Genomic DNA, 22,431 nt, shown 5'->3' with positions numbered 1-22,431 from the left:
CCGGGTTGGCAAAGGCATACAAGCTATTTGGGAGGTTTCGCTATTATGGCTGATAAACCAGAACAGCCACCTGCGGTCGATCCAAACTATCGACCACTTACACGCACCGAACGCCGAAACCTGTGGCTCAAGTCATACGGCGATCACGATATCTCTTTACAGGTCTGGGTCAAGCTGGTCGAGCGGGAAAACGGAGAGATTCCTATCATGCTTCAGATGCATGGGGTGCTGATCTTCGGCACACTGATCAGTACTAGAGCATATGTCGAGTCGCATATCACCTCGATCAGAGAAAGGCTTCAGCAGGCACCGCAGGCAGCGGAGTTGCTGGAAGACCTGTATTCCAACCTGATTCCCCCAGAGGATCAACCGGAAATCGGGCCTGCTGGCCTGCCAATTCTGTTTGAATATCTGCACCTGCGTGATGCCACTATTATCAGCGCAGGGAGTCAGTTGACCGTTCCATACTGGCGGGGCAAAATAACCGCAGTTGACGCTTTTGTGCTGGATGTCGCCCTTCCCGGGGAATAGGAACGAAGGCAAAGCCAATAGCCGTTTCTGCCTCCGCAGGGCATTCCTTCGGAGGCAGCGAGCCAAAAAGAAAACCTGCGGCTTACTTCCCGCAGGCTTCTCACAGACTAGAAAAGTGATAATTGCTGAGGTGGTTCCTCTTTCGGGGCAGCAGAACCGGCCTCTTTCGGGGCTGTTGCCTTCATCCGCTCAGCTTCAGCAATCACGAGTGGGATCTTCTTAAAGTCCTCGCGGATCACGTTTTTCAGGCTTGCCTGATGGAGCCCGGCAGCAGGATGATACATTGCAATGCAAATATATCCATCTTTCTTCTGGGCGCGTCCATGAATAGCGCTGATCTTCGCGTTGCCGAAAAATTTCGCCATCGAGAAGCGGCCCAATGTCACAATCACCTGGGGCTTCAGAGCGGCAATCTGACGATCGAGATAGTCATTGCAGGCGGTTATCTCTTCAGGAAGTGGATCACGATTCGAGGGGGGACGACATTTGACAACATTGGTAATGAAAACATCAGAACGTTTCAAGTTGATGCTTGCCAGCAATTCATCTAGAAATTGCCCGGCAGGTCCAACAAAGGGGCGTCCCTGCTGATCTTCGTGATAACCCGGACCTTCACCAATAAATAGGACTCTGGCATTGGGGTTTCCTTCGCCTGGCACGGCCCGCTTCCGACCCTTACAAAGGTTACATTTTGAACACGTGGAGACTTCCAGCGCTACTTCTTGTAGAATCTCCTCCGTCGACATAACTTTTACCCCTTTTCCCAACTATCAATGAGGTTGCCAGCAAGGGGGAGACAGGAAAACAGGCTTTCCTTGTCTCCCCCAAAAATCTTTTTGCTTGCTATTCCGCAGGAAGAGCGAGCCTACCAGCGACGATCTCCGGGGCGCTGACCGTAGCCACCCTCACGGCGTCCGCCGCCCGGGCGACTGGTGCCACCCCCCATAGGGCGACGTTGGCCATAGCCACCACGATCACCATAGCGATCGCCATAGGAGCCTCTTCCGCCGCCTCCGCCGTAGCCGCCGCCACGCTCATTGTAGCCGCCACCTCCCATGCGACCACCGGAAACACCGCCACCACCGCTATAGCCGCCGCGGCCACCACCACGACCACCACGCGAAGGACCGCGTTCACTTTCCAGCTCGCTCGGGGAAGGGAGCTCTCCGCTGAGTGCAGCACGGCGAGAAAGGTTGATACGTCCCTGCGAGTCAACTTCAATGACCATGACCGTGATCTGATCGCCGACAGAGACAACGTCCTCCGGGCGAGACACGTGATAATCAGCCAACTGTGAGGTCCGAACCAGACCCTCCTTACCGGGGAGAATCTCAACAAAACAGCCAAAGTCAACAAGGCGACGAACGGTACCGGTATAGATGCGTCCAACCTCGACATCTTCGGTCAGCGCACGCACAGCATCGATCGCTGTCTGCATCGCCTCACCGGAGGTTGCGGAGATATTGACAGTGCCATCATCCTCGATATCGATTTTCGCGCCGCTCTCGTCTTGAATCTTGCGAATCGTTTTTCCACCCGGTCCAATAACTGTCCCGATCTTATCGGGATTGATCTTGACTGTCTGGATACGTGGAGCAAAGGTCGACAGCGCTTCGCGCGGGGCATCGATGGTATCAAGCATCTTCTCCATGATGAACATACGGCCCTCACGCGCCTGTGCCAGCGCCTGCGCCATAATCTCAGGAGTAATACCTTTGACCTTAATATCCATCTGCAAGGCCGTAATACCATCCGCAGTACCAGCAACCTTGAAGTCCATGTCGCCTAATGCATCCTCAATGCCCTGGATATCGGACAGGATAGCGAACTTCCCTTCGCGCTCACCCTCCCCGGTAATCAGGCCCATCGCAACGCCAGCAACGGGGGCATGAATGGGCACGCCAGCATCCATGAGCGCAAGCGTTGTACCACACACGGAGCCCATCGACGTTGAGCCATTGGACGAAAGCACATCAGAGACGACGCGAATCGTGTAGGGGAACTCGCCCTCTGAAGGAATGACGGGAGCAACCGCACGCTCGGCCAGCGCGCCATGACCGATTTCACGGCGTCCGGGTCCGCGCAAGGGCTTGCTTTCGCCAGTTGAGAAGGGTGGGAAGTTGTAGTGATGCATAAAGCGCTTGCTCTCGCTCAGACCCAGACCATCAAGCACCTGCTCTTCTCCGGGTGAGCCAAGCGTTACCACGCTCAACACCTGTGTTTGACCGCGTGTAAAGAGGGCTGAACCATGTGTACGGGGCAGCAGACCAACTTCACAAGTGATCGGACGAATCGTCTTTGTATCGCGACCATCCGGGCGTACACCTTGATCGAGGATCATATTGCGAACATAGGATTTCAGTTCTTTCTCATAGAACGCAATAATTTCCTTCAGGCGGTCAGGATACTCAGTTCCTAGCTCGGTAAGCAGCTCATCTTGCACCTGATTAAGGGCAGCGGAGCGAGCTGTCTTATCGGGGTTGTTTACCGCAGTTTCAAAGCGCGGTAGTACAAACTCGGCAACCTTGCGCTGAAGCTCTTCATCAACAGGAGCGGGTTCAAACACCTTTTTCGGTTTGCCACATACCTGAACCAGCTTCTCCTGCATCTTGATCAGATCTTTGATAGCCTCATGACCGACACGGAGCGCTTCCAGTATAACTTCTTCGGGAACTTCCTTCGCGCCAGCCTCAACCATCATAATGGCGTCAGCAGTACCGGCGATTGCCAGATCGAGCTTGCTCTGCTCCATCTGAGACTCAAGGGGGTTGATAACCAGCTGCTCATCAATATAGCCGATACGAACCGCGCCAACCGGACCGGCGAAGGGAATATCGGAAATGGAGAGAGCAGCAGACGCGCCAACGATGCCCATGATATCGGGATCGTTTTCCTGGTCAACAGAAAGGACAGTGATCACAACCTGGACATCGTTTCGATATCCTTTCGGGAAGAGAGGACGAAGGGGACGGTCAGCCAGGCGGCTGGCGAGGATTGCGTGTTCAGTAGCACGCCCTTCACGTTTGATAAAACCACCGGGGATCTTACCGGCAGCGTACATACGCTCTTCAACATCAACAGTTAATGGAAAAAAATCAATACCTTCTCGCGGTTCGTCGCTTCCGACGGCAGTTGCCAGTATCACAGTATCTCCATAACGAACCAGCACTGCGCCACTACTTTGCTCAGCCACGCGGCCTGTTTCTATACTCATGACGCGGCCGCCTATGACAGCTTCTTGACGGTGAATCATATTGCCTCCGACTTATTGGCACCCTAACCTAAACAAATCTAACCGTTTAAAACCAATATACTCTTGTTCTCGTCTCTGGGAACTCTCCATCTTACGCCAGGGCCTGGGTGTAGTTACATAAACATGTTCTCGGGAAATCTTCAGTCTCGTACTGCAAAACCATTCTCGATCCTGGTGCGCTCTTTTTTCTGCTCGATATGGAGAAAGGTCCTCTTCTAATGCGTTCTTCGCTTTCCGTACTTCCCTCTTCTTCCAGAAACCGCAAATACTCACTTTTGCTAGGTGGGGGAAAAATGGAGCAGCGGTCGGGCATGAACAGAATGGCGCTTGCCTTTGTGCGCCGACCGCATCCACAGCGACCCCGTGATTAGCGGCGCAGGCCAAGCTTTTCGATCAAAGCGCGATAGCGATCCGGGCTCTTCTTACTCAAATAGGTAAGTAGACGGCGGCGCTGACCAATAAGCATCTTCAGACCACGACGTGAATGAAGGTCATGCTTATGTGCATCCAGATGAGCACCAAGCTGACGAATGCGCTCGGTCAGCAGTGCAACCTGCACCTCAGGAGAACCGGTATCGGTCTCATGTACACGGGTATTCTCAATAATTTCGTTCTTTTTTTCGACAGTTAAAGCCACGCTTCTTGTTCACCTCCTCCAACGAAGGATGAATACTTGCAACACAATATCTTCTGCATTATAACATGACCGGCCTACGGGTGCAATTACTCCCCCGGTATCTGATATGTTCTATGCAGGAAAAGCGACGCAGGGAGCCCAGACCAACCGGCGGGATCTCCCTGCAGAAAGGACCATCTTACTTGATGGTTGCCTTTGCGCCTGCCTCCTGGAGCTTGGCAGCAATGCTGTCTGCCTCTTCTTTGGAGACACCCTCTTTGACGGGTTTCGGAGCCTCGTCGACAACAGCCTTTGCCTCTTTGAGGCCGAGACCGGTGATTTCGCGCACGGCTTTGATGACGTTGATCTTGTTGGGGCCAACCTCGGACAGGATAACGTCGAACTCGGTCTTCTCCTCAACTGCGGGAGCAGCAGCCTGCTCACCAGCGGGAGCAGCAACGGCAACGGCAGCAGGAGCGGCGCTCACGCCCCACTTCTCCTGAAGGGTCTTGCTCAGCTCAACGAGCTCAAGAACGTTCAACTTTTCAATTTCTGCAATGATATTTTCGACTGCGGACATTTTTTAACCTCCAAATGAATTACTGGGCAGCTTCACCCTTTTGCAACTGGTCAGCTCTTGCCTGGAAAACATATGCAAGATCGCGCAGAGGAGCACTGATCAAACCATAGAAGTTCGACAGTGGTCCTTGAACGGTGCCGACAACCTCGGCCTTTGTCTGGTTCTTGCCGCCTTTGAGTTTACCAATACCCTCAACTTGCTCGGCGGACAGTGAGCGACCGGAGAGAATCCCGGACTTTAAAACAGCGATCTTAGAACCGCTCACAAAGTCAACAACTGCTTTCGCAGCAGCGACCTCGTCATCATACCCGAAAGCAACAGTGGTCTGACCATTGAAGATATTCTTATCGACCTCGGTCATGTTATTGCGCTCAGCAGCGATACGCAGCAGCGTGTTCTTCGCCACCGAAAGCTCAACATTGACGTCGCGCAGCTTCTTGCGCAGGTCGTTCATATCCTTAACGGAGAGGCCCTGAGTCTGCATCAAAATAGCGATGCTAGCACGATTCAGTTTCTCAGCAAGTTCCTCGATCTTCTGGGCCTTTGCCTCTGTAGGCATGGGAGCTCTCCCTCCTTTCTTCCCTAATACTTGTGAATTTGCCATGAAAAAAGCCTTCGGTCAGTGCAACCGAAGGCAGAGAGAGATTCTTGTTTTGTGCGTGCGTTCAAGCACATTCACGGCATATTCTTTCTTGCAGTGCCGCCAGCCGAAACGCAAACAGTATAGCAAACAATCCCTCGGCAAGCCGATACGCCATCTGGCATATCATTTACATGCTCTAAAAGCATACTTGCTGTCTTCAGTTGCATGAGCCGCGTACAACACCCGACCCGAAGATCAGGCGGGGCATGTCCTGCCTTTCATGGCAGGGCTTCTTCTTTCCAGCAGGCCATAGTATACACGCGCTACAGCCTGCTCAGAAGCATTCTCTACTTCACCTGCCAGGGAAGATCCCTTTCCCGTTCCCGATAGCCCGATCGGTACGGGTGCGGCAGGGTGGCGCGATTATGAGACTTTGAGCGCCAGAGCAGACGGAACATCCAGACGGACGCTTGGTGACATCGTTGATGTCAACACAATGCTCTTCACATAGGTGCCCTTTGCGCCGGAGGGTCGAGCACGAACGACCGCATCAACGACAGAGGCAAGGTTCTGCATCAGGGCATCTTCGCTGAACGAAAGCTTTCCGGCAGGAATATGAAGCAGGGCAGTGCGGTCGACTTTAAATTCGACGCGACCGGCCTTTACTTCGCGGATAGTCTTCGCCAGATCAAATGTGATGGTCCCTGCTTTCGGGCTGGGCATCAAGCCACGAGGGCCAAGTTTACGACCGAGGCGGCTGATCTTTGCCATGACGTCGGGAGTCGCGATTGCGACATCAAAACCGAACCAATCTTCCTCGATCTGCTTTACCAGATCATCGAGACCCACGAAATCAGCGCCAGCGGCCGCAGCTTCGTTCGCCTTCTCGCCCTGCGCGAACACCAGGACTTTCACTTCTTTACCGGTTCCGGCGGGGAGATTCGCCACACCACGCACCATCTGATCAGCATGGCGCGGGTCAACGCCGAGCTTCATGTGAATCTCGACCGTAGGGTCAAATTTTACGTAGTTGAGCTTCTTGAGGAGTGAGATAGCTTCCTGGGGCTCGTACAACTTCGTCTCGTCGACGAGCTTGGCGGCCTCCAGATACTTCTTTCCGTGTTGATTTTTCGCCATTCTCTCGTGTGCCCTCCTTGAGGCTATAAGCCGCAGTGACTACCGGGTAGCCTGCATCTTCTTATTCGATCGTGATGCCCATGCTGCGGGCAGTGCCGGCAATTGTATTCTCAGCCGCTTCAATGCTATTGACGTTCAGATCCGGCATCTTCAGTTCTGCAATCTCGCGCAGCTTCTCGCGGGAGATCGTGCCCACTTTATCTTTATTGGGGGCAGCAGAACCCTTTTCAAGACCCGCCGCACTCTTCAGCAGATAGGAAACGGGGGGGGTCCTGGTAACAAAAGTAAACGAGCGATCTTCGTAAATCGTAATATCAGCAGGGATAATCATGCCCGCTTTGTCCGCTGTACGCGCGTTATACTCTTTCACGAACATCATGATGTTGACGCCGTGAGGGCCAAGCGCTGTACCGATCGGAGGAGCAGGATTTGCCTTACCTGCTGGAATCTGTAGGCGTACTACAGCCTTAATCTTCTTTGCCATAGGTTGCTCAAACTCCTCAAGATACCTCTACAACATGTACCAATTGACAGGTTTCTCGCCCCTGGGCGAGGATGCTTGCTTCGTCCAGTCGCCGCATTCATAAGGAGAAGCGGCCGGTCCAGAAGCATTTCTGCAATTGTCAGGGGAAATCCCCTGTCCGTTCCCGATTGTCTATCGGTACGGTTGTGTCTTGCTTATGCGAGATCCAGCCCTTAGAACCGGGCCGACTCAACTCAAACAATCGTTCTTTCGTACGTACGTGTCTGGTAAAACCGTCAAAAAGTCGCTAGATCTTTTCTACCTGCAGGAAGTCCAGTACCACGGGGGTTTCACGACCGAAGAAAGAGACCAGAACAGTGACCTTGTTCTTATCCATATTCAGATCGCTTACCGTGCCAATGAAATCAGCAAAGGGACCATCGATAACGCGAACACTCTGGCCCTTCGTGAAACTGACTTTGGCTTTGGGTTTCTCGGACTCTTTCGTTACCTGCTTCAAGATCGATTTGATCTCGTGTTCTTGCAGGGGAACCGGTTTGTTCCCCGAACCCACAAAGCTTGTGACACCAGGAGTATTACGAACGACATACCACGCTTCGTCGCTCATAATCATCTCAACCAGCACATAGCCGGGGAAGACCTTTCTCTGGACCGTACGCCGTTGGCCTTGCTTGATCTCAACCTCTTCCTCCATCGGCACAATCACACGAAAGATCTTGCCCTTCATGTCCATCGACGCAATACGGGCTTCGAGGTGACTCTTGACCTTGTTCTCGTAGCCTGAATATGTGTGAATTGCATACCAGGCCGGTTCACCGGTTTTCTCGCCAGATTTCTCTTTTTCCTCACCGGTATGTTCAGTAAACACGGCTTTCCCCTTCTGGTTTCCAGGTGACGAAGCTATTTACCGCCGCCAATAAGCTGGATGAACAGATAATATAGTCCTGTGTCAACTAGCCACAGCAATAAGCCAACCACACCAGAGATAATTAAGACCGCTATCGTCATGTTCCTTGCCTGCTGAAAGGAAGGCCATGTTACTTTATAGCGGAGCTCATAATAGGCATCGTAGATAAAGCCGCCGAAACGAGTACTGCGGAAACGACCCAGTAAGGTATTTTTTCCCTTACGAGCCGACTTTCCTTCTTGTTTGCTCGTCCTCGGTGCTGTTCTGGCGCTTCTAGCCGCCCCTTTTTCACTGCCGCTTTTCGAGGCTGCCACTTGGCTCTGGCTAGTACTCTTCTTCTTTTCGGCCATCTTGTTTGCCACGTTTAGCCTTTCCCGATCAGTAGCGACCGTCGTACTAGTTAGACATCACTAGTTGAGTAGCGAGTACTTTACGACCCTACTTGGTTTCACGATGAGGAACATGTACCCGGCAGGTGGTACAGAACTTCCTCAGTTCAAGGCGATCTGGATTGTTTTTCTTGTTCTTCGAAGTGGTATAGTTGCGGCTCTTGCAGGTTGTGCAAGCCAGCGTTACCACAATACGATTTTCTTTGCCTTTAGCCATGACTTTCTCCGTTAACGTTTCGTGCTTGGCTTGCCACTACAGCCTGAGTGGATAGTGACCGTCTGCTAGCGAAACAACGTGGACGCATCCGCCAGGCAGTAGCGTCCACGTGTGAAAGTTCTTCTTATTCGATAACCTGGGTGCAGTAGCCAGCACCGACGGTACGTCCACCTTCGCGGATGGCGAACTTCACGCCCTCTTCCATTGCGATACCGTTTATCAGCTCCACCGTCATCTCGATGTTGTCACCAGGCATCACCATCTCTACCCCTTCCGGCAGCTGGATGGACCCGGTCACATCCGTCGTTCGGATGTAGAACTGCGGCCGATATCCGTTGAAGAACGGCGTATGACGTCCACCCTCTTCCTTCGAGAGGACATACACCTGAGCCTTGAACTTCTTATGCGGCTTGATTGATCCCGGCTTCGCCAGCACCTGTCCACGCTCGATGTCCGTTCGCTCAACACCGCGCAGCAGACACCCGACGTTGTCACCCGCCATTCCCTCATCAAGGGTCTTCTGGAACATCTCGACGCCTGTCACCACCACTGTGCGGCTCTCGTCGCTGAAACCAACGATTTCCACCGACTCACCCACTTTGATGCGTCCGCGCTCAATACGACCGGTTGCCACTGTTCCACGTCCCTTAATGCCGAAGACGTCTTCCACTGGCATCAAGAACGGCTGGTCCACCGGACGCGGCGGGGTCGGAATGTAGGAGTCAACGGCATCCATCAGCTCCCAGATGCAGGCAGCATTCGGATCGTTGCGGGAGAGATCGCCCTTGCTTTCCAGGGCCTTGAGGGCGGAACCACGGATCACCGGCACATCATCGCCAGGGAACTGGTTCTTCGAGAGCAGCTCACGCACTTCCAGCTCCACCAGTTCCAGCAGCTCTTCATCTTCGAGCATGTCAACCTTGTTGAGGAAGACAACAATCGCCGGAACGTTCACCTGACGAGCCAGCAGCACGTGCTCGCGTGTCTGAGGCATCGGACCATCAGGAGCGCTCACCACCAGAATGGCACCGTCCATCTGAGCGGCACCGGTGATCATGTTCTTGATGTAGTCCGCGTGACCCGGGCAGTCAACGTGCGCGTAGTGGCGCTTCTCGGTCTCATACTCCAGGTGAGCAATCGAGATCGTGATACCGCGCTCTCGCTCTTCGGGGGCCTTATCGATCTGGTCAAAGGCCGTATATTTGGCAAGCTGAGCGTTCGACAGCACTTTCGTGATCGCTGCCGTCAGGGTCGTCTTGCCGTGGTCAATGTGTCCAATCGTACCCACGTTTACATGGGGCTTTGTACGCTCAAATTTCTGCTTAGCCATTTCCTAATGTGGCTCCTTCTGCAATCCTCTTGCGATCAGATAGCAATGGTTTAGACATGCAATAGCCGTCCCCCGGTTACTGATCGTCACACACAGAGAAAATAGCTTCCACTAGCTAGTATATCGGGAAGGGGAGTGACGATCAACTCAGAAGACGGCGCAACAAGTTCGATTCTTCTACGCGGAATCTCGTGAAGATGAAGCGGAGCATAAAGCGCATCCAGCCAGACATCATTCAGAAAACCACGGGAGCCCGTGATGGGACTCGAACCCATGACCACAGTCTTACCAAGACTGTGCGCTACCTCTGCGCCACACGGGCTGGCAAGGGACATCTGTGTGATGTCCTGGTGGGCAGTGGAGGATTCGAACCTCCGAAGCTTTCGCAACTGATTTACAGTCAGTCCCATTTGGCCACTTTGGTAACTGCCCTCGGATCTTCAGTTCGTCTCTGAACTGACCATCGACGAGACGTATTATAGCCGACGAAATTTAGGTTGTCAAGCATTTTTTTGAGCAAGTATCAATTTCCGTCATTTTTCTTTTTGCTCCGGGCGCGCCGTTTTTTTCTGCTTTTCTTTATAGCACCACATCCCTCCTTATATAGAAAAAGAAGAAAGCGGTCCTCCCTTCACTCGCCAGCCACTATTCAATTTTCTCCCATCACTCCCCTCCTTCTATTATGCAGAATCCTGCATAATCTTTCTGACATTCTTGCTATCTTTCCTCAGCATATGCTCAGGTTTTCTCATGCCTCAAGCAGGCCTTTCTCGCGCTCCCGCTGCGCAGACTCTGCTGTATCAGGACAGACCACATCTGCGATGACAGGTAGATAAAACAATAAATCTACAATTAAAGTATCCATTTGGCCTGAAAGTGATAAAATGAAAAGGAGGAAAATTGTAAAGAAATTATGAGCCAATTCTAAAAAGTTGGTGAAAAAAGCATTGCTTCTTTCCCAATTTGCTGGTATAATCTCCAACGTTGGAGAAGTTTATCCCTCTCTCGCGGTTGGTCCGCTACCGGAGAAGTACCAGAGCCAGGAACTCCTGGCTGTATCGACTTGGAAGACGAGGTAGATTTCCTATGGCAACGAATTGTGACTTCAGCCGTTCTTCCCTGCTCATGGAGCAGTATCGACGTGAAATGGAACTTGTAGCAGTTGCCCTTCAAGAAGAAAGTCAGGACGAACGCGAGGAGCGTCTGGGGCTTGTTGCACGAGCCTGGTCTTTGACAACGGCCTGTTTCCAAAGTCAGCTTGACTCCAGCGATGAGCCTGCATACACACCAGTTCTTGCCCATAAATAGTTCAGACTAGAAGGTTACGTAGTTAGATAGGAAGCCATGCCTCACCCACCAGAACTTGCACCGGAACAGCTGACATACCATACCCCCGTGCAATTCGGCATGGTGTACTGGGTCAATTTCGGTTATCCAGCTCTCCCACCAGGTATTGAAGAAAAACGTATACTGGATTGGCATCCCGCCCTTGTCGTTTCCGGTGAGCCTTTCTGTCGTCATGCTGGCGCTGTGAATGTCTGCGCCCTCACGTCCTATCGTGGAAAATTACGCCCTTATCATCATCTCTTACTCAAACGTGATTATCCGCTCCTTGATACCGATAGCCTGGTCAAAACAGAGCTACTCTATCCTGTTTTACGCACACTTCTGGCCGACCAGTACGCCATTTGTCGACTCCATGATGTCGATATACGCGCTGTTATGGGGAAAATCGCGAACAGTCTGGCGATCACGGCATTCTATTCACTACACTAACATCGTCGTGACCTAACTGATCTGTAGGCAAGAATCGTCATAAGAAAGAAGGAAGTCCCGCCGGGGCTTCCTTTTCACTCTCTCTAGTGTATTAGCGGAGTACGCCTTTATGCCGTTCGATCAATCTCAACTCCGCCTGCTGCCTTCTGTTGATACCCTGCTTCACTCACCGGAGGGGCAGGAACTGATCGCTCGCTATTCGCACGAGCTGACGGTACGGGCTATTCGTTCCAGCGTACAGCAGGCACGTGAAGCAATCCTTCAGGGCGCATCTTGCCCCTCGGCCAGTGAGCTTCTACGCGAGGCCGCCCAAACCCTTGAGCGCTCCTTCTTGCCCAATCTGCGTCCGATTATCAATGCAACAGGCGTGATTATCAATACCAATCTGGGCCGCTCTCCTCTCAGTGCCACCGCACTGCATGCAGTTCAAGCGGTCTCTTCTGGCTACTCCAACCTGGAATATGAGCTTGAAGCAGGTAAACGGGGATCACGCCATACCCATATCACGCGCCTGCTCTGTGAGCTGACTGGAGCTGAAGCCGCGCTGGTCACTAATAATAACGCGGCTGCGGTCCTGCTGGCTTTAAGCGCGCTTGCAGTGGGACGGGAAGTCCTTATTTCCCGCGGGCAGCTTGTTGAGATCGGTGGAGGCTTTCGCGTCCCTGATGTGATGCGTCAGAGTGGCTGTCATCTGATAGAGGTCGGAACAACAAACCGTACGCGCATTGCTGATTATGCTGCCGCACTTACTGAACAGACCGCACTTCTGCTGGCAGTGCATCCCAGTAACTTCCGCATCACTGGCTTTACCGAAGAAACTCCTCTCTCCGAGCTGGTTGCTCTGGCCCATACTCATCACCTGCCGGTCCTGCATGATCTGGGAAGTGGCTGCCTGCTTGAGAGCCAACACTATGGACTCGCACATGAGCCAACCCCACAGGAAAGTATTGCGGCGGGGGCAGACATTGTCTGTTTCTCGGGAGATAAGCTTCTGGGAGGACCACAGGCAGGTATTCTTGTGGGAAAAAGTGAATATATCTCGCGGCTCGCAAAACATCCGTTGATGCGAGCTGTGCGTATCGACAAAATGACGCTTGCAGCGCTGGAAGCAACACTTCATCATTATCGACTTGGAGAGGCAGAACAGCATCTCCCGATCTGGCGCATGATCTCGGCATCTCCCGCTGAACTCAGCAAACGAGCCGGACAATGGGTAGACCAGTTACGGCAGGTTGGTATTCAGGCGGAAACACAGGCAGGAGAATCCACCATCGGCGGAGGCTCACTACCGGGCGAGACTCTGCCCACAACCCTGGTAGCGCTGTCAGAAGAGCGCATGCCACACTCGCTGGAGAGCATCGCGCGCCGTTTGCGACTTCATACGCCAGCCGTGGTTACGCGTATTTTACGTAACCGGCTGTTGCTTGATCCGCGTACGGTGCTACCGGAGCAAGATCACCAGCTTATTGAGGCGTTGACCGCCGTTCTTCAGGGATAAAAAGCCAAAAACCCCCCCTTTGTGACGGGGGGATGTTTCCTGATGGCAGAGGAAAACAACTCTCTATACAAGAAATAATGGTGCCGAAGGAGCATGAAATAACCACAAGGTCTGCGTGGAGACAAAGGAAGCATCGTGTAGACTAGCCGCGTAAACCCTCGTTCGTTTCACCTCTTATTCGGCACCATAGCCCATCGACCGCCCGTCAGCTAATCGTTCTTCCTTTTATTGTACATACGCTTCTACTCAAGAAAACGTTACAGAGAGCTTTCTTATTCCAGACTCATATGTCGACTTCTCAGGATAGGTTCAAGCTAATCTTCAGGGCGAGATCGACCCGGTGCAATTCTTCAGGAGTAATCACGCCTCTCCGTTTCAGGAGGCGCGATTTTTCAATTGTCATCAATTGCTCGCATTTCACATCAGTATAATCGGTCAGCCCATTCTCTTTGGAAGGCGCGATACGCACATGCAGCGGCAACTCGCGTTCAGTACGGCTCATTGAGGCAACAATTGTTAAGGGGTAATTGCGGGAGGCGTTGCCTCGATCATTCTGGATAATTAAAGCAGGTCGTGTTCCCTGTTGCTCAGCGCCACGACCCGGCGACCAGTTCACATCCCATATTTCTCCCCGCTGCGGAAACGGAATATCTCCGTGCGCCTCATGCTTTGGGCTGGCCTTCGCGTGCCTGGCCTCATCACTCATGCATACAAACCTTCGTCCTCGATTTTTCTGTCAATAGTATATAACGTTATAAAATAGCGTGCGCTTCCCTTACAAAGGAACACGATAGCACGCACGCATGGCAATTCAGCAACTTTTTACGCCACCATACCTTCGCGACCGGCCTCAAAAAAGAATTGAGCGTCTTCGAGGGTTTCAGGAAGGGAACCAAGATATGCATAGGCTTCATCGAGAGAGGAATTAATAGCGGAGGCGAGATCTTTTTCGCGTTGCTTCTGTAAAATGGCGGACCGAAGTTGCTGATAATTATCTTGCCGCATAAGTTCCATGATTGTCTCCACAACATCTCCTAAAGAGGAGTCTAATTCGACGGCCAGCGCTTTTAATTCTTTGTGCTGGCTTGAGGGTATCAGAATGGACTTACGGACGAGGTTTTCATGACGATAAACATCAGTTTGCGCAATAGCCATGAAGGTGCCTCCTAGTCATTACACGACGTCTTCCTTCTTCTATTGTAAAAGCCCCCCCCCAAAAAGTCAATAAACGTTGATGTTCTTTCGATGAAAAATCAGAAATTCTCGTTCTTCAAACCTTTGTTCTTATGCCGCTCTACAGGCGGTGGCGTCCACTTCTTCAACCGCTCATACGACAATACTGCTCGCCTGTTTTTGGGGAAAGAACTGCAAGGAGTCGAGTAGCCACTTTGGCGGTTGCGCAGGATAGATGCCCGCCCCTTCGATGCGCCGATATTTCTTCCTCGAGAAGCGCGCTCACAGGGACAAGAAGCCGAAGGAATTCAGAGGGACAGCATGCGGATCAAGAGCAATCAAATGTTTTTTCCAGATTCCACTTTGTATCATCCCGAAAAGAATAGCCAGATGTGGAATGGTTTTTATCCCATGCCACCCAGGCCATTCACTCTGTGCGCTGGCTTTCACTGCCGGGCGCACAGAGGCCTCCATAACGGCGACTTCCAGCAAAGCGCCGCCGGACATACCCACTAGACAAACACGGTCTCATCTTTTTGTCCCCACAAATGGGCATAAACAACGACAGACCCTAGCAAAGCAATGCGCACCCAGTGCTCTCCATCAGGCCGGAAGCCCTGCTCGTTCACCTGCTCCGCTTGCTGGATCGAGCCTTCCGCTGCACCGGGCACCGGAACATAGATAAAAAACTCTTGCCCGTTATCCTGCGCCATGTCTCTGACACTCCTCTGCTCAGTTCCCATTACTGCGCTCCCTTCGGATATCGACCGGTTTTTACCGCATCCCTTGCACAGAAGAGACGGGTAGAAAGCAATCCACTATACGGCAAACACAGCGTCAGACAAAATATGAAGGATTCGCTTTATCCCATGCAAACCAAAAAAGCTTCTCTGCCCATCCAGTGAAAAGCCAGGTTCTCTTTTGCTCTACAATCTCTCTACTATATAGACGCTGATCACCCTATTTTTCTGTCGCTGATTTTTCGGTCATGGGAAAAAAGGAGACCGAGGAGCCAGGTCTTGCAGCCAGAGAGGCAAAAGCGGTCGCCCTTCTGGCCTGCCCTATTTATCCCAGAGTGCCCCGAGCTGCGCCAATCGTTCCCGATATTCAATGCGCTGTATCCACTCAGATGGCCAGGCGGAAAGCCCGAGATAGGTTCCCGCAAATGCGCCGGTCAGGCAGGCGATCGAATCGGAATCGCCTTTCGTAACAGCAGCACGCTGAATGGCCGTTATAGGCTCATCTGGATAGAACAAGAAGCAGAGCATCGCAGTCGCAAATGCCTCTTCAGCGATCCAACCATCACCAGTTTGCAGACAAGGGTCAGCATCTCGGTCTGCATGGAGCAAGGCAGCATCTAGCCGATCAAGGACGTTCAGACACTCATCCCAGCCACGCGCAATGAACTCCTCCGGGCTATCCACATAGGCACGCTGCCAGAGGGTTCCAAGCCATTCTTCATGATAGACAAAGCGCTGACTATGGGCATACTCTTTCAAGCGGTCAGGGAGTTCAGCCACATCGCCCCCACTGGCCAGATCAGCGATGGCATGGGCAGTGAGATCAGCAGCCGCCAGAGCGGTCGGATGCCCATGTGTCAATGCAGCCTGAAACTGGGCGATACCCGCTCTGCTCTTCTCAGAAACACCATCACGTCCCCAGGGCAGCAATCCCACAGGAGCAACACGCATATTGGCGCCGCATCCCTTTGAGCGAGTGACGGTCGCTTCCTGCCAGGGAATATCTTGCTTCAAGCGGTTGCAAGCATTAATACAGGTAATGCCGGGAGCACGATTGTTTTCGGGACTTTCGTTCCAGACGATGAAGGCGGCTCGCAATGGCCCTTCCAGCGACTGAAGCGAGTATGGTCGCTCCGCCTGCATAAGCGCTTCACCGACAGCAAGCGTCATCTGCGTGTCATCGGTCACACGAGCAGGATTGCCAGAAAGATCCTGAGGCCCCTTTGGCCCAAAGCGCTGTATAATCGTCGCTACATCCAGGAATTCAGTTGCGGCTCCCAGTGCATCCCCAAACGCCAAACCAAAGAGACAACCCGAGGCCCGTTGCTGAACATCCAACATTGTTTATGCCGCTCCTTCCTTGATCCGTCTGTACACCTCATCAAACCAGGCATCGCCGAATTTCCAGGCTCCATAAAAGAGCAGGTTCGGTTCGCCGGTCGCTGAAATATTCCCATGATTCTGTATAATAAACGTTCGTAATGCCTCAGAATCAACTTGCAACGTACGTAACTGTTGAATTTCATTATCCTCCGGTTTCCGCTGGCATACCTCTGCAAGCGAGATATGAAGCCGGGTCAGAAAACAGAGCTCGGCATGAGGCACACGCAGATCATAAACCAGCCCCAGACAAAGCTGCTCACTGATATCATCAACGGTAATACCGGTCTCCTCACGGATTTCACGACGCATGGCCGCAAAGGGATCAGGCTTTGCTCCGCCATCAAGATCACGCTCGAAAAAGCCGCCGATCACATGGTAGCGCCCGACATAGACATCAACCCCCTCACGCTTATCCAGCAAAAGAAAGCCATCAGCGGTTTCAACGACAGAGCAGACCGCGAGGGGATTGCCAAACTGTGCACGCTCTTTTCCCTGTGCATATGCCTCGTTGCGGGTCACCACATACTCCTTATAGCTGGTATCACCCAGAGTCAGGGACAGGGAACCATCGGGCTGTGCATGTGCAGCAATATATCGATACAGAGGAGCATCAAAGAGGCGACTATTCTGCGCCTGAGCCTGCTTCCAGAAGGCATCCATCCATTGACGGGTAGTCGCGCTCACCTCAAGGCGCAAAGAGGAATCATACGTAAGAAGCAATTGTGCGGGACGATAGACGCCCCGCACCAGGATTTCAAACTCGATCATTATTCCCATTCAATCGTTGCAGGTGGCTTGGAAGTAATATCATAGACAACACGATTCACTTCGGCAATTTCATTGACCAGGCGGTTTGAGATACGCGCCAGCAGCTCAGGCGAGAGCCGCGCCCAGTCAGCCGTCATAAAGTCGCTGGTTGTCACCGCACGCACTGCGACCACATACGCATAGGTACGGCCATCACCCATCACACCCACACTCTGAATCGGGGTCAGCACAGCAAACGCCTGGCCCAAATCACGGTAGACACCAGCGCGTTTGATCTCGTCAATCACAATCTTGTCGGCAGCGCGAAGAATATCGAGTTTCAGCTTATCAACAGCGCCGATCACCCGAATCGCCAGGCCCGGTCCGGGGAAGGGATGCCGCCAGACCCACTCTTCAGGGAGTCCCAGTTCCTGCCCGATCTCGCGCACCTCGTCTTTAAAGAGCATGCGCAGCGGCTCGACCAGCTTAAAGCTCATCTTCTCGGGGAGACCGCCGACGTTATGGTGTGTCTTGATCTTTGTGGCCGTGCTGGCTGTATCATGGCTGGTGCTCTCAATCACATCGGGATAGAGAGTCCCCTGAACCAGATATGGGATTGGGCCCTGCTCCTCGGCCAGTTTAGTAGCCTGCTCCTCAAAAACGCGAATGAACTCTTCACCGATCAGCTTGCGTTTCTGCTCAGGGTCAACAACACCATCCAACCGATTCAGGAAGCGATCGCTTGCATCGACGGCGATCAGCGGGATATGAAGGTGATTGCTAAAGGTTTCAACTACCTGCTCACGCTCACCAGCACGCATACAGCCAGTGTCAACAAATACGCAGGTCAATTGATCGCCCACAGCGCGATGGACCAGCAGAGCAGCGACGGCAGAATCAACGCCACCAGAGAGAGCGCACAGGACGCGCTCTTTCCCGACCTGCTTTCTGATCGATTCAACAGCCTCATCAATGACAGCGGATGATGTCCAGCTCTCCGAGCAGCCACAAATACGATACAGGAAGTTGCGAATGATATCCTTGCCCTGGGGCGTATGCGTGACTTCGGGATGGAACTGAAGGCCAACCATTCCCGCCGGGTGCGCAATAGCGGCAACCGGGTTACTCTCGGTGCAGGCCAACACCTGGAAGCCTTCAGGCAGCTTATCCACGCTATCACCGTGGCTCATCCAGACAGGCAGGCGCGGCATCTGCGAAACAGTGTCAAGGTGCTCAGTCTGAACGGGAGAAGGGTGAATACCTTCAAAGATGCGATAGACATCGGGATTTTGTGCCGCTTCAGGAACAACCTCAATCGTGGCCGGTCCATATTCGCGCCTCCCCTGAGCCGGGGCAACATGTCCGCCAAAGTGCTGAGCGAGCAGTTGCATCCCGTAACAGATCCCCAGGATCGGCAGCCCACTATCCATAATCGCAGGGTCACAAGAAGGCGCATCCTTGTCATAGACACTTGACGGACCTCCCGAGAAGATAAATCCTTTGATATCCAGATCCGTACGCTTCTGTAATTCAGCATAGGTTGTATCGGGTGGAACCAGCTCACTATACACATGACACTCGCGCACACGCCGAGTAATCAGACGACTCACCTGTGATCCAAAATCCAGGACAATAACGGCCTGGCGACGCTCCAATGATTGCATAGAAGACCTCGTTTGCATCCTCTTTTCTGAATGTATACGCAGGCGATTACCGGCACAACAGGCAGACAATCGCCCTCACACTGTTTTCTATTTCCTTATATATTAAATTCGCCCGGGACCGCCCGCAACATAAATAATTTGACCGCTCACATAACTCGCCTCATCAGAGGCCAGAAAGCAAATCACATTCGCCACATCACGCGGCTGTCCCACACGGCGAACCGGAACTTCCCTTGCCACAGCTTCCATAAACTGCCGTGGCTCCATTCCTAGCCTGCGGGCAGTAGAACGTGTCATCTCGGTATCAATAAAGCCCGGTGCAACGGCGTTGACCGTGATACCGAATTGACCCAGTTCAATAGCAAGCGTGCGGGTTAGCCCCTGTATGCCCGCCTTTGCCGCGGCATAATTGGCCTGCCCTCGATTGCCAAGCGCTGAAGTAGAAGAAAGAGAAATAATACGGCCATATCGCTGCCTGACCATATGAGCCTGCGCGGCCCGGCTACAGAGAAACGCCCCCTTCATATGAACATTCATGACCATATCCCAGTCATCTTCACTCATCTTGAACAGCAGGTTGTCTCTCAGCACACCGGCATTGTTCACCAGAATATCCAGGCGTCCAAAACGGTGAGCCGCCTCATCAATGGCCCTCTGGACAGCATCCGCCTGCGTCACATCACAGGCAAAGAACAGGCTCTCGGCTCCCAGGCGCTGTAGTTCCGCACGCACCTGCTGGCACCCCTGCTCATCGATGTCGGCCAGCACCACTCTGGCACCCTCTTCTGCCATTCGGAGCACAGTAGCAGCACCGATGCCTCTCCCCGCGCCAGTCACGAACGCAACACGTCCCTCAAGTCGTCCCATACGGCAGAATCCTTTCTCCTCTCTGAACCGCAGCTAAAGCACGATCCAGGAGATGCATTAAAGCAATAAGACAGGATGCACAATCGGTCCCTTGCCTTTTCGGGCAGCGAACCGAGTAACCATAATTTCTTTCTTTCGTCCCTGATACTACCCACAAACTTACAATTAAAGTATGATGATGTCTGAGTATACCACAATGCTATTAATGCTAACGCAATAATAGAAGTAAAGAGTTCTGTACCCCGGAAAGGAATCACGTCCCAATGAATTACAAGAGATGGTATGTAGCAGAAATAATAGAAGAAATACGCGTGGAAGGCGAAAAAGAGAATGTCGTCCACCGCAATTTTGTCCTGATTCAGGCAACCTCAACAGAGGAAGCATATCAGAAAGCCCTCCACTATGGCAAGAGCTATGAAGCGACCTATGAGAACCCCGAGGGACAACGTGTGGTATCGCTCTTTCGTGGTCTTGGAGACCTGACGCAAGTTCTCGGCGAGCCACAGGATGGGGAAGAGATCACCTATTATCGCTGGATCGGGCTGTCTGAAAATGAGATACAGGAAATGATCCTGCCGAAAGAAGAGCTGCACGTCTTCCGCCAATACAGCAGCGATGAGGATGCAGACGGCCCCGATATTCGCAGCAAGGATGTTCTGGAAGAGCTTGAGCCCCCCTATACTCCCTACGATCCCTATGATCCCTATCATAGAGAACCAGAACTGAACGCCCAGGAGGTACTGGCAGAGGTAGAGCGCTTGCTTGGCAGCGTCCGAGATAACGGGGACGATACCGCCTAAACGCATGCGCTCTCTTCCGCCAGAGCGTTCGGTACATATCTATGCACACTTATTTCTGCACATATCTGGGCGCTTCCAGACAGGTGACACCCGATGGACCAACCAGTGCACTATGACGCAAGCCAGCCGGTAACAGCAAACAATCACCCGGTTTCAGATCGAGGTGCGTCGGCCTTCCGTTCTGATCACGAAGATCTGGCAGGGTAAACCGAATGGAGCCACGAAGACAATACAACACCTTCTGATAACTATGGCTATGTACTGCGTACTGCTCCCCCGGACCATTTGACCACGTATAAGGAGACAGACCCTCCAGACGCATACGTTTTCTCAACTCCTTTTCGTCTGGCTGTCCTGCCCCCTGCCAGCGGATCACATGCGGCCCGGTGTCTACACCCTTGATTGTCTCCATCTAGACCTGCTCCTTATCTCTGTTTGATAGTATCCCTCGCTATGAAGGCCACCCGCATCAGCACAAACAGCATCAGGATCACCTCATAGACATTTGCTCCATATTATACTGCGGAAAAGTAAACAGCACATGAAATTTGTGCAAAGGGATTCTTAAACCGGTCATCTTACGCGAAATTCTATTGAAGTCTCTCCCACTTAGCAGTACAATAAGAATCCGACGCTCTTTGGTGTCCGTTGTACTGGAAAGGAGGAACCATGAGCACCATACAGATTGCAGCGCGACTTTTTGAGCTTCAGCAGCTTGACCTTGAAATGGATCATCTTACTGCTGAACTGCGTTCAGTCGATAACGCGCTGCAAGATAGCCCTACCATTCGCGGCTTGCGTTCTGAATACAAGCTGGCAGAGCAACAGCTTCAATCCAGCCAGCAGGCGCAGCGCGAAGCGGAATGGACACTCGAAGAAACGAATCACCGTCTGACAAGCCAGGAAGAACGGCTCTCGCAAGCTACAGCCAGCAACGCAAAAGAGCTACAAACGGTGCAGCAGGAAATCCAGCAATTGCAGGCCCAACAGAGCCGACAGGAAGAAGCCGTGCGTGAGATCGCCGATCTGGTTGAGTCTCTGCAAGAGGTCCTGCGCAACAGACAAGAAGCATTGAAGCAGGCAGAAGAGGCCAGAGAAGCAGAGTGCGCCTCACTGCGCCAGCGCTACAGCCGCCTGCAAGAGCAACAGCAAGCACTCGAACGCCAGCGCCAGCAGCTCATCAGTGAGCTTGAACCCGGGCTGGTTGAGCGCTACCAAAAGATGCGCCGCACCAAACAGGGCCACGCAGTCTCTCGCGTGGAGAACGATTCTTGCCAGTGGTGTAGAGCGCTGTTGGCTCCAAGCGAGCTACAGCTTGTGCAGATGAGTGCCGAGCTTCAGTCCTGCACCAACTGTGGGCGTATCCTCTACTACGATCGTTAAAGCGTAGATATGCAAAAACCAGGCCTGAATTTCGCGGGCACATTGTTTGTTTTCCTGCATTGTTGCCGGATCACCAAAAGAAGGTGGATTCTACGTCAGCGCTGACGTAGCCGATATTTCCTCTCACGCTTCTGCTCTGGTTCTTCTCCCTGTAGAGCGTTGACAAACCCTTGACTGTTCTAGTATGCTGTTTTTGATAGGAATATTTCCTTATATTGCGGCCTTGTTCATCCGATAGAAACAGCTATAAGGAACTGTTTTTCTTGTATGCTGGAACAAGTACCGTCGGGGAAATAGTTCGTTCAAATTCTGGCTCGGCCAGTCTCTTGGAGGTGCAGCCTATGAAAAAGCACGTTCGTGTTTTAAATGTGCT

Annotated in this window: 27 protein-coding genes and 2 tRNA genes; 6 read left to right on the top strand and 23 right to left on the bottom strand. The window is 52.5% G+C overall.

Annotation, left to right across the window (positions count from 1 at the left end):
• Window positions 1–45: 45 nt before the first annotated feature.
• Window positions 46–531, top strand: coding sequence for a GvpU-like protein (locus KTH_RS23140; RefSeq protein ID WP_111325848.1), 486 nt, complete (start codon window positions 46–48; stop codon window positions 529–531).
• Between the two features lie 107 nt (window positions 532–638).
• Here KTH_RS23140 and KTH_RS23135 read toward each other — a convergent pair whose 3' ends face one another.
• From KTH_RS23135 to KTH_RS23070, 14 genes are all read right to left on the bottom strand, one after another.
• Window positions 639–1,277, bottom strand: a complete 639-nt coding sequence (locus tag KTH_RS23135; RefSeq protein WP_497621266.1) for a uracil-DNA glycosylase — start codon at window positions 1,275–1,277, stop codon at window positions 639–641.
• Between the two features lie 119 nt (window positions 1,278–1,396).
• The gene (locus KTH_RS23130) at window positions 1,397–3,784 is read right to left on the bottom strand and encodes a polyribonucleotide nucleotidyltransferase (RefSeq protein ID WP_497621264.1); all 2,388 of its coding nucleotides are present in this window, start codon (window positions 3,782–3,784) and stop codon (window positions 1,397–1,399) included.
• A 367-nt stretch (window positions 3,785–4,151) separates the two neighbouring features.
• Complete coding sequence (gene rpsO, locus KTH_RS23125) at window positions 4,152–4,421, bottom strand: 30S ribosomal protein S15 (RefSeq protein ID WP_111325851.1); 270 nt, start codon at window positions 4,419–4,421, stop codon at window positions 4,152–4,154.
• Window positions 4,422–4,599: 178 nt separating this feature from the next.
• On the bottom strand, window positions 4,600–4,980 hold the full coding sequence (rplL, locus tag KTH_RS23120; RefSeq protein WP_111325852.1) for a 50S ribosomal protein L7/L12: 381 nt from the start codon (window positions 4,978–4,980) through the stop codon (window positions 4,600–4,602).
• Window positions 4,981–4,999: 19 nt separating this feature from the next.
• Window positions 5,000–5,539, bottom strand: coding sequence for a 50S ribosomal protein L10 (gene rplJ / locus KTH_RS23115; RefSeq protein WP_497621261.1), 540 nt, complete (start codon window positions 5,537–5,539; stop codon window positions 5,000–5,002).
• 447 nt (window positions 5,540–5,986) lie between these two features.
• Window positions 5,987–6,700 (bottom strand): 50S ribosomal protein L1, encoded by a 714-nt coding sequence (gene rplA / locus KTH_RS23110; protein WP_111325854.1) that lies wholly within the window; start codon window positions 6,698–6,700, stop codon window positions 5,987–5,989.
• Between the two features lie 61 nt (window positions 6,701–6,761).
• The gene (rplK, locus tag KTH_RS23105) at window positions 6,762–7,184 is read right to left on the bottom strand and encodes a 50S ribosomal protein L11 (RefSeq protein WP_111325855.1); all 423 of its coding nucleotides are present in this window, start codon (window positions 7,182–7,184) and stop codon (window positions 6,762–6,764) included.
• 286 nt (window positions 7,185–7,470) lie between these two features.
• Window positions 7,471–8,052 (bottom strand): transcription termination/antitermination protein NusG, encoded by a 582-nt coding sequence (gene nusG / locus KTH_RS23100; RefSeq protein WP_111325856.1) that lies wholly within the window; start codon window positions 8,050–8,052, stop codon window positions 7,471–7,473.
• Window positions 8,053–8,084: 32 nt separating this feature from the next.
• Entirely contained in the window at window positions 8,085–8,453 is a 369-nt protein-coding gene (secE, locus tag KTH_RS23095; RefSeq protein WP_111325857.1) for a preprotein translocase subunit SecE, read from the bottom strand.
• A 76-nt stretch (window positions 8,454–8,529) separates the two neighbouring features.
• Entirely contained in the window at window positions 8,530–8,697 is a 168-nt protein-coding gene (gene rpmG / locus KTH_RS23090) for a 50S ribosomal protein L33 (RefSeq protein WP_111325858.1), read from the bottom strand.
• Window positions 8,698–8,821: 124 nt separating this feature from the next.
• Complete coding sequence (gene tuf / locus KTH_RS23085; protein WP_137686148.1) at window positions 8,822–10,027, bottom strand: elongation factor Tu; 1,206 nt, start codon at window positions 10,025–10,027, stop codon at window positions 8,822–8,824.
• A 250-nt stretch (window positions 10,028–10,277) separates the two neighbouring features.
• Window positions 10,278–10,349: transfer RNA gene (locus KTH_RS23080), tRNA-Thr, on the bottom strand.
• Window positions 10,350–10,375: 26 nt separating this feature from the next.
• Window positions 10,376–10,459 (bottom strand) — tRNA-Tyr (locus KTH_RS23075).
• 316 nt (window positions 10,460–10,775) lie between these two features.
• On the bottom strand, window positions 10,776–11,009 hold the full coding sequence (locus KTH_RS23070) for a hypothetical protein (protein ID WP_137686147.1): 234 nt from the start codon (window positions 11,007–11,009) through the stop codon (window positions 10,776–10,778).
• A gap of 104 nt (window positions 11,010–11,113) precedes the next feature.
• Here KTH_RS23070 and KTH_RS23065 point away from each other — a divergent pair, with 104 nt between their 5' ends.
• The 3 genes from KTH_RS23065 (at window position 11,114) to selA (ending at window position 13,301) form a co-directional block, all read left to right on the top strand.
• Window positions 11,114–11,335: a hypothetical protein gene (locus KTH_RS23065; protein ID WP_137686146.1), complete on the top strand. Its 222-nt coding sequence runs from the start codon at window positions 11,114–11,116 to the stop codon at window positions 11,333–11,335.
• Between the two features lie 36 nt (window positions 11,336–11,371).
• Window positions 11,372–11,803 (top strand): type II toxin-antitoxin system PemK/MazF family toxin, encoded by a 432-nt coding sequence (locus KTH_RS23060; RefSeq protein WP_111326329.1) that lies wholly within the window; start codon window positions 11,372–11,374, stop codon window positions 11,801–11,803.
• A gap of 109 nt (window positions 11,804–11,912) precedes the next feature.
• Window positions 11,913–13,301, top strand: a complete 1,389-nt coding sequence (gene selA / locus KTH_RS23055; protein WP_111326326.1) for an L-seryl-tRNA(Sec) selenium transferase — start codon at window positions 11,913–11,915, stop codon at window positions 13,299–13,301.
• A 298-nt stretch (window positions 13,302–13,599) separates the two neighbouring features.
• Here selA and KTH_RS23050 read toward each other — a convergent pair whose 3' ends face one another.
• The 8 genes from KTH_RS23050 to KTH_RS23015 form a co-directional block, all read right to left on the bottom strand.
• Window positions 13,600–14,007 carry a type II toxin-antitoxin system PemK/MazF family toxin gene (locus tag KTH_RS23050; protein WP_111326323.1) on the bottom strand — a complete coding sequence of 136 codons (408 nt, stop codon included), beginning with the start codon at window positions 14,005–14,007 and terminating at the stop codon, window positions 13,600–13,602.
• A 116-nt stretch (window positions 14,008–14,123) separates the two neighbouring features.
• The gene (locus tag KTH_RS23045; protein WP_111326320.1) at window positions 14,124–14,456 is read right to left on the bottom strand and encodes a hypothetical protein; all 333 of its coding nucleotides are present in this window, start codon (window positions 14,454–14,456) and stop codon (window positions 14,124–14,126) included.
• Between the two features lie 300 nt (window positions 14,457–14,756).
• On the bottom strand, window positions 14,757–14,981 hold the full coding sequence (locus tag KTH_RS23040; protein ID WP_111326318.1) for a hypothetical protein: 225 nt from the start codon (window positions 14,979–14,981) through the stop codon (window positions 14,757–14,759).
• Between the two features lie 5 nt (window positions 14,982–14,986).
• Window positions 14,987–15,187 carry a hypothetical protein gene (locus KTH_RS23035; RefSeq protein WP_111326315.1) on the bottom strand — a complete coding sequence of 67 codons (201 nt, stop codon included), beginning with the start codon at window positions 15,185–15,187 and terminating at the stop codon, window positions 14,987–14,989.
• 348 nt (window positions 15,188–15,535) lie between these two features.
• A complete protein-coding gene (locus KTH_RS23030) occupies window positions 15,536–16,555 on the bottom strand; it encodes an ADP-ribosylglycohydrolase family protein (RefSeq protein ID WP_111326313.1) in 1,020 nt (339 codons plus the stop codon).
• Window positions 16,556–16,558: 3 nt separating this feature from the next.
• The gene (locus KTH_RS23025; protein ID WP_497621255.1) at window positions 16,559–17,365 is read right to left on the bottom strand and encodes an NUDIX hydrolase; all 807 of its coding nucleotides are present in this window, start codon (window positions 17,363–17,365) and stop codon (window positions 16,559–16,561) included.
• Window positions 17,365–19,008: a glutamine-hydrolyzing GMP synthase gene (guaA, locus tag KTH_RS23020; protein ID WP_497621253.1), complete on the bottom strand. Its 1,644-nt coding sequence runs from the start codon at window positions 19,006–19,008 to the stop codon at window positions 17,365–17,367. The genes KTH_RS23025 and guaA overlap by 1 nt, the downstream gene beginning before the upstream one ends.
• Before the next feature lie 102 nt (window positions 19,009–19,110).
• Window positions 19,111–19,875, bottom strand: a complete 765-nt coding sequence (locus KTH_RS23015) for an SDR family NAD(P)-dependent oxidoreductase (protein WP_497621251.1) — start codon at window positions 19,873–19,875, stop codon at window positions 19,111–19,113.
• Between the two features lie 263 nt (window positions 19,876–20,138).
• On the opposite strand from KTH_RS23015, the gene KTH_RS23010 reads away from it, so the two are divergent.
• Entirely contained in the window at window positions 20,139–20,675 is a 537-nt protein-coding gene (locus KTH_RS23010; protein ID WP_111326303.1) for a DUF4288 domain-containing protein, read from the top strand.
• A 49-nt stretch (window positions 20,676–20,724) separates the two neighbouring features.
• Here the strand turns inward: KTH_RS23010 and KTH_RS23005 are convergent, their stop codons facing one another.
• On the bottom strand, window positions 20,725–21,087 hold the full coding sequence (locus KTH_RS23005) for a cupin domain-containing protein (protein WP_211326416.1): 363 nt from the start codon (window positions 21,085–21,087) through the stop codon (window positions 20,725–20,727).
• A gap of 257 nt (window positions 21,088–21,344) precedes the next feature.
• On the opposite strand from KTH_RS23005, the gene KTH_RS23000 reads away from it, so the two are divergent.
• Entirely contained in the window at window positions 21,345–22,058 is a 714-nt protein-coding gene (locus KTH_RS23000; protein ID WP_111326300.1) for a zinc ribbon domain-containing protein, read from the top strand.
• The last annotated feature ends 373 nt before the right edge of the window (window positions 22,059–22,431 follow it).

The organism is Thermosporothrix sp. COM3 (genome assembly GCF_059696735.1).
Note: the sequence above shows the minus strand (reverse complement) of the source record. Positions and strands in the feature narration are given on the sequence as shown.

Bases quoted from the DNA above. Each gene is read 5' to 3' on its own strand.
- KTH_RS23015 (WP_497621251.1), bottom strand. From the start codon at position 19,875: ATGGGACGACTTGAGGGACGTGTTGCGTTCGTGACTGGCGCGGGGAGA.
- KTH_RS23140 (WP_111325848.1), top strand. From the start codon at position 46: ATGGCTGATAAACCAGAACAGCCACCTGCGGTCGATCCAAACTATCGA.
- KTH_RS23030 (WP_111326313.1), bottom strand. From the start codon at position 16,555: ATGTTGGATGTTCAGCAACGGGCCTCGGGTTGTCTCTTTGGTTTGGCG.
- KTH_RS23040 (WP_111326318.1), bottom strand. From the start codon at position 14,981: ATGTCCGGCGGCGCTTTGCTGGAAGTCGCCGTTATGGAGGCCTCTGTG.
- KTH_RS23000 (WP_111326300.1), top strand. From the start codon at position 21,345: ATGAGCACCATACAGATTGCAGCGCGACTTTTTGAGCTTCAGCAGCTT.
- KTH_RS23135 (WP_497621266.1), bottom strand. From the start codon at position 1,277: ATGTCGACGGAGGAGATTCTACAAGAAGTAGCGCTGGAAGTCTCCACG.
- rplJ (WP_497621261.1), bottom strand. From the start codon at position 5,539: ATGCCTACAGAGGCAAAGGCCCAGAAGATCGAGGAACTTGCTGAGAAA.
- rpmG (WP_111325858.1), bottom strand. From the start codon at position 8,697: ATGGCTAAAGGCAAAGAAAATCGTATTGTGGTAACGCTGGCTTGCACA.
- selA (WP_111326326.1), top strand. From the start codon at position 11,913: ATGCCGTTCGATCAATCTCAACTCCGCCTGCTGCCTTCTGTTGATACC.
- KTH_RS23025 (WP_497621255.1), bottom strand. From the start codon at position 17,365: ATGATCGAGTTTGAAATCCTGGTGCGGGGCGTCTATCGTCCCGCACAA.
- KTH_RS23065 (WP_137686146.1), top strand. From the start codon at position 11,114: ATGGCAACGAATTGTGACTTCAGCCGTTCTTCCCTGCTCATGGAGCAG.
- KTH_RS23045 (WP_111326320.1), bottom strand. From the start codon at position 14,456: ATGGCTATTGCGCAAACTGATGTTTATCGTCATGAAAACCTCGTCCGT.
- tuf (WP_137686148.1), bottom strand. From the start codon at position 10,027: ATGGCTAAGCAGAAATTTGAGCGTACAAAGCCCCATGTAAACGTGGGT.
- KTH_RS23130 (WP_497621264.1), bottom strand. From the start codon at position 3,784: ATGATTCACCGTCAAGAAGCTGTCATAGGCGGCCGCGTCATGAGTATA.
- rplA (WP_111325854.1), bottom strand. From the start codon at position 6,700: ATGGCGAAAAATCAACACGGAAAGAAGTATCTGGAGGCCGCCAAGCTC.
- rplL (WP_111325852.1), bottom strand. From the start codon at position 4,980: ATGTCCGCAGTCGAAAATATCATTGCAGAAATTGAAAAGTTGAACGTT.
- KTH_RS23035 (WP_111326315.1), bottom strand. From the start codon at position 15,187: ATGGCGCAGGATAACGGGCAAGAGTTTTTTATCTATGTTCCGGTGCCC.
- KTH_RS23060 (WP_111326329.1), top strand. From the start codon at position 11,372: ATGCCTCACCCACCAGAACTTGCACCGGAACAGCTGACATACCATACC.
- guaA (WP_497621253.1), bottom strand. From the start codon at position 19,008: ATGCAATCATTGGAGCGTCGCCAGGCCGTTATTGTCCTGGATTTTGGA.
- KTH_RS23010 (WP_111326303.1), top strand. From the start codon at position 20,139: ATGAATTACAAGAGATGGTATGTAGCAGAAATAATAGAAGAAATACGC.
- KTH_RS23050 (WP_111326323.1), bottom strand. From the start codon at position 14,007: ATGAGTGATGAGGCCAGGCACGCGAAGGCCAGCCCAAAGCATGAGGCG.
- KTH_RS23005 (WP_211326416.1), bottom strand. From the start codon at position 21,087: ATGGAGACAATCAAGGGTGTAGACACCGGGCCGCATGTGATCCGCTGG.
- rplK (WP_111325855.1), bottom strand. From the start codon at position 7,184: ATGGCAAAGAAGATTAAGGCTGTAGTACGCCTACAGATTCCAGCAGGT.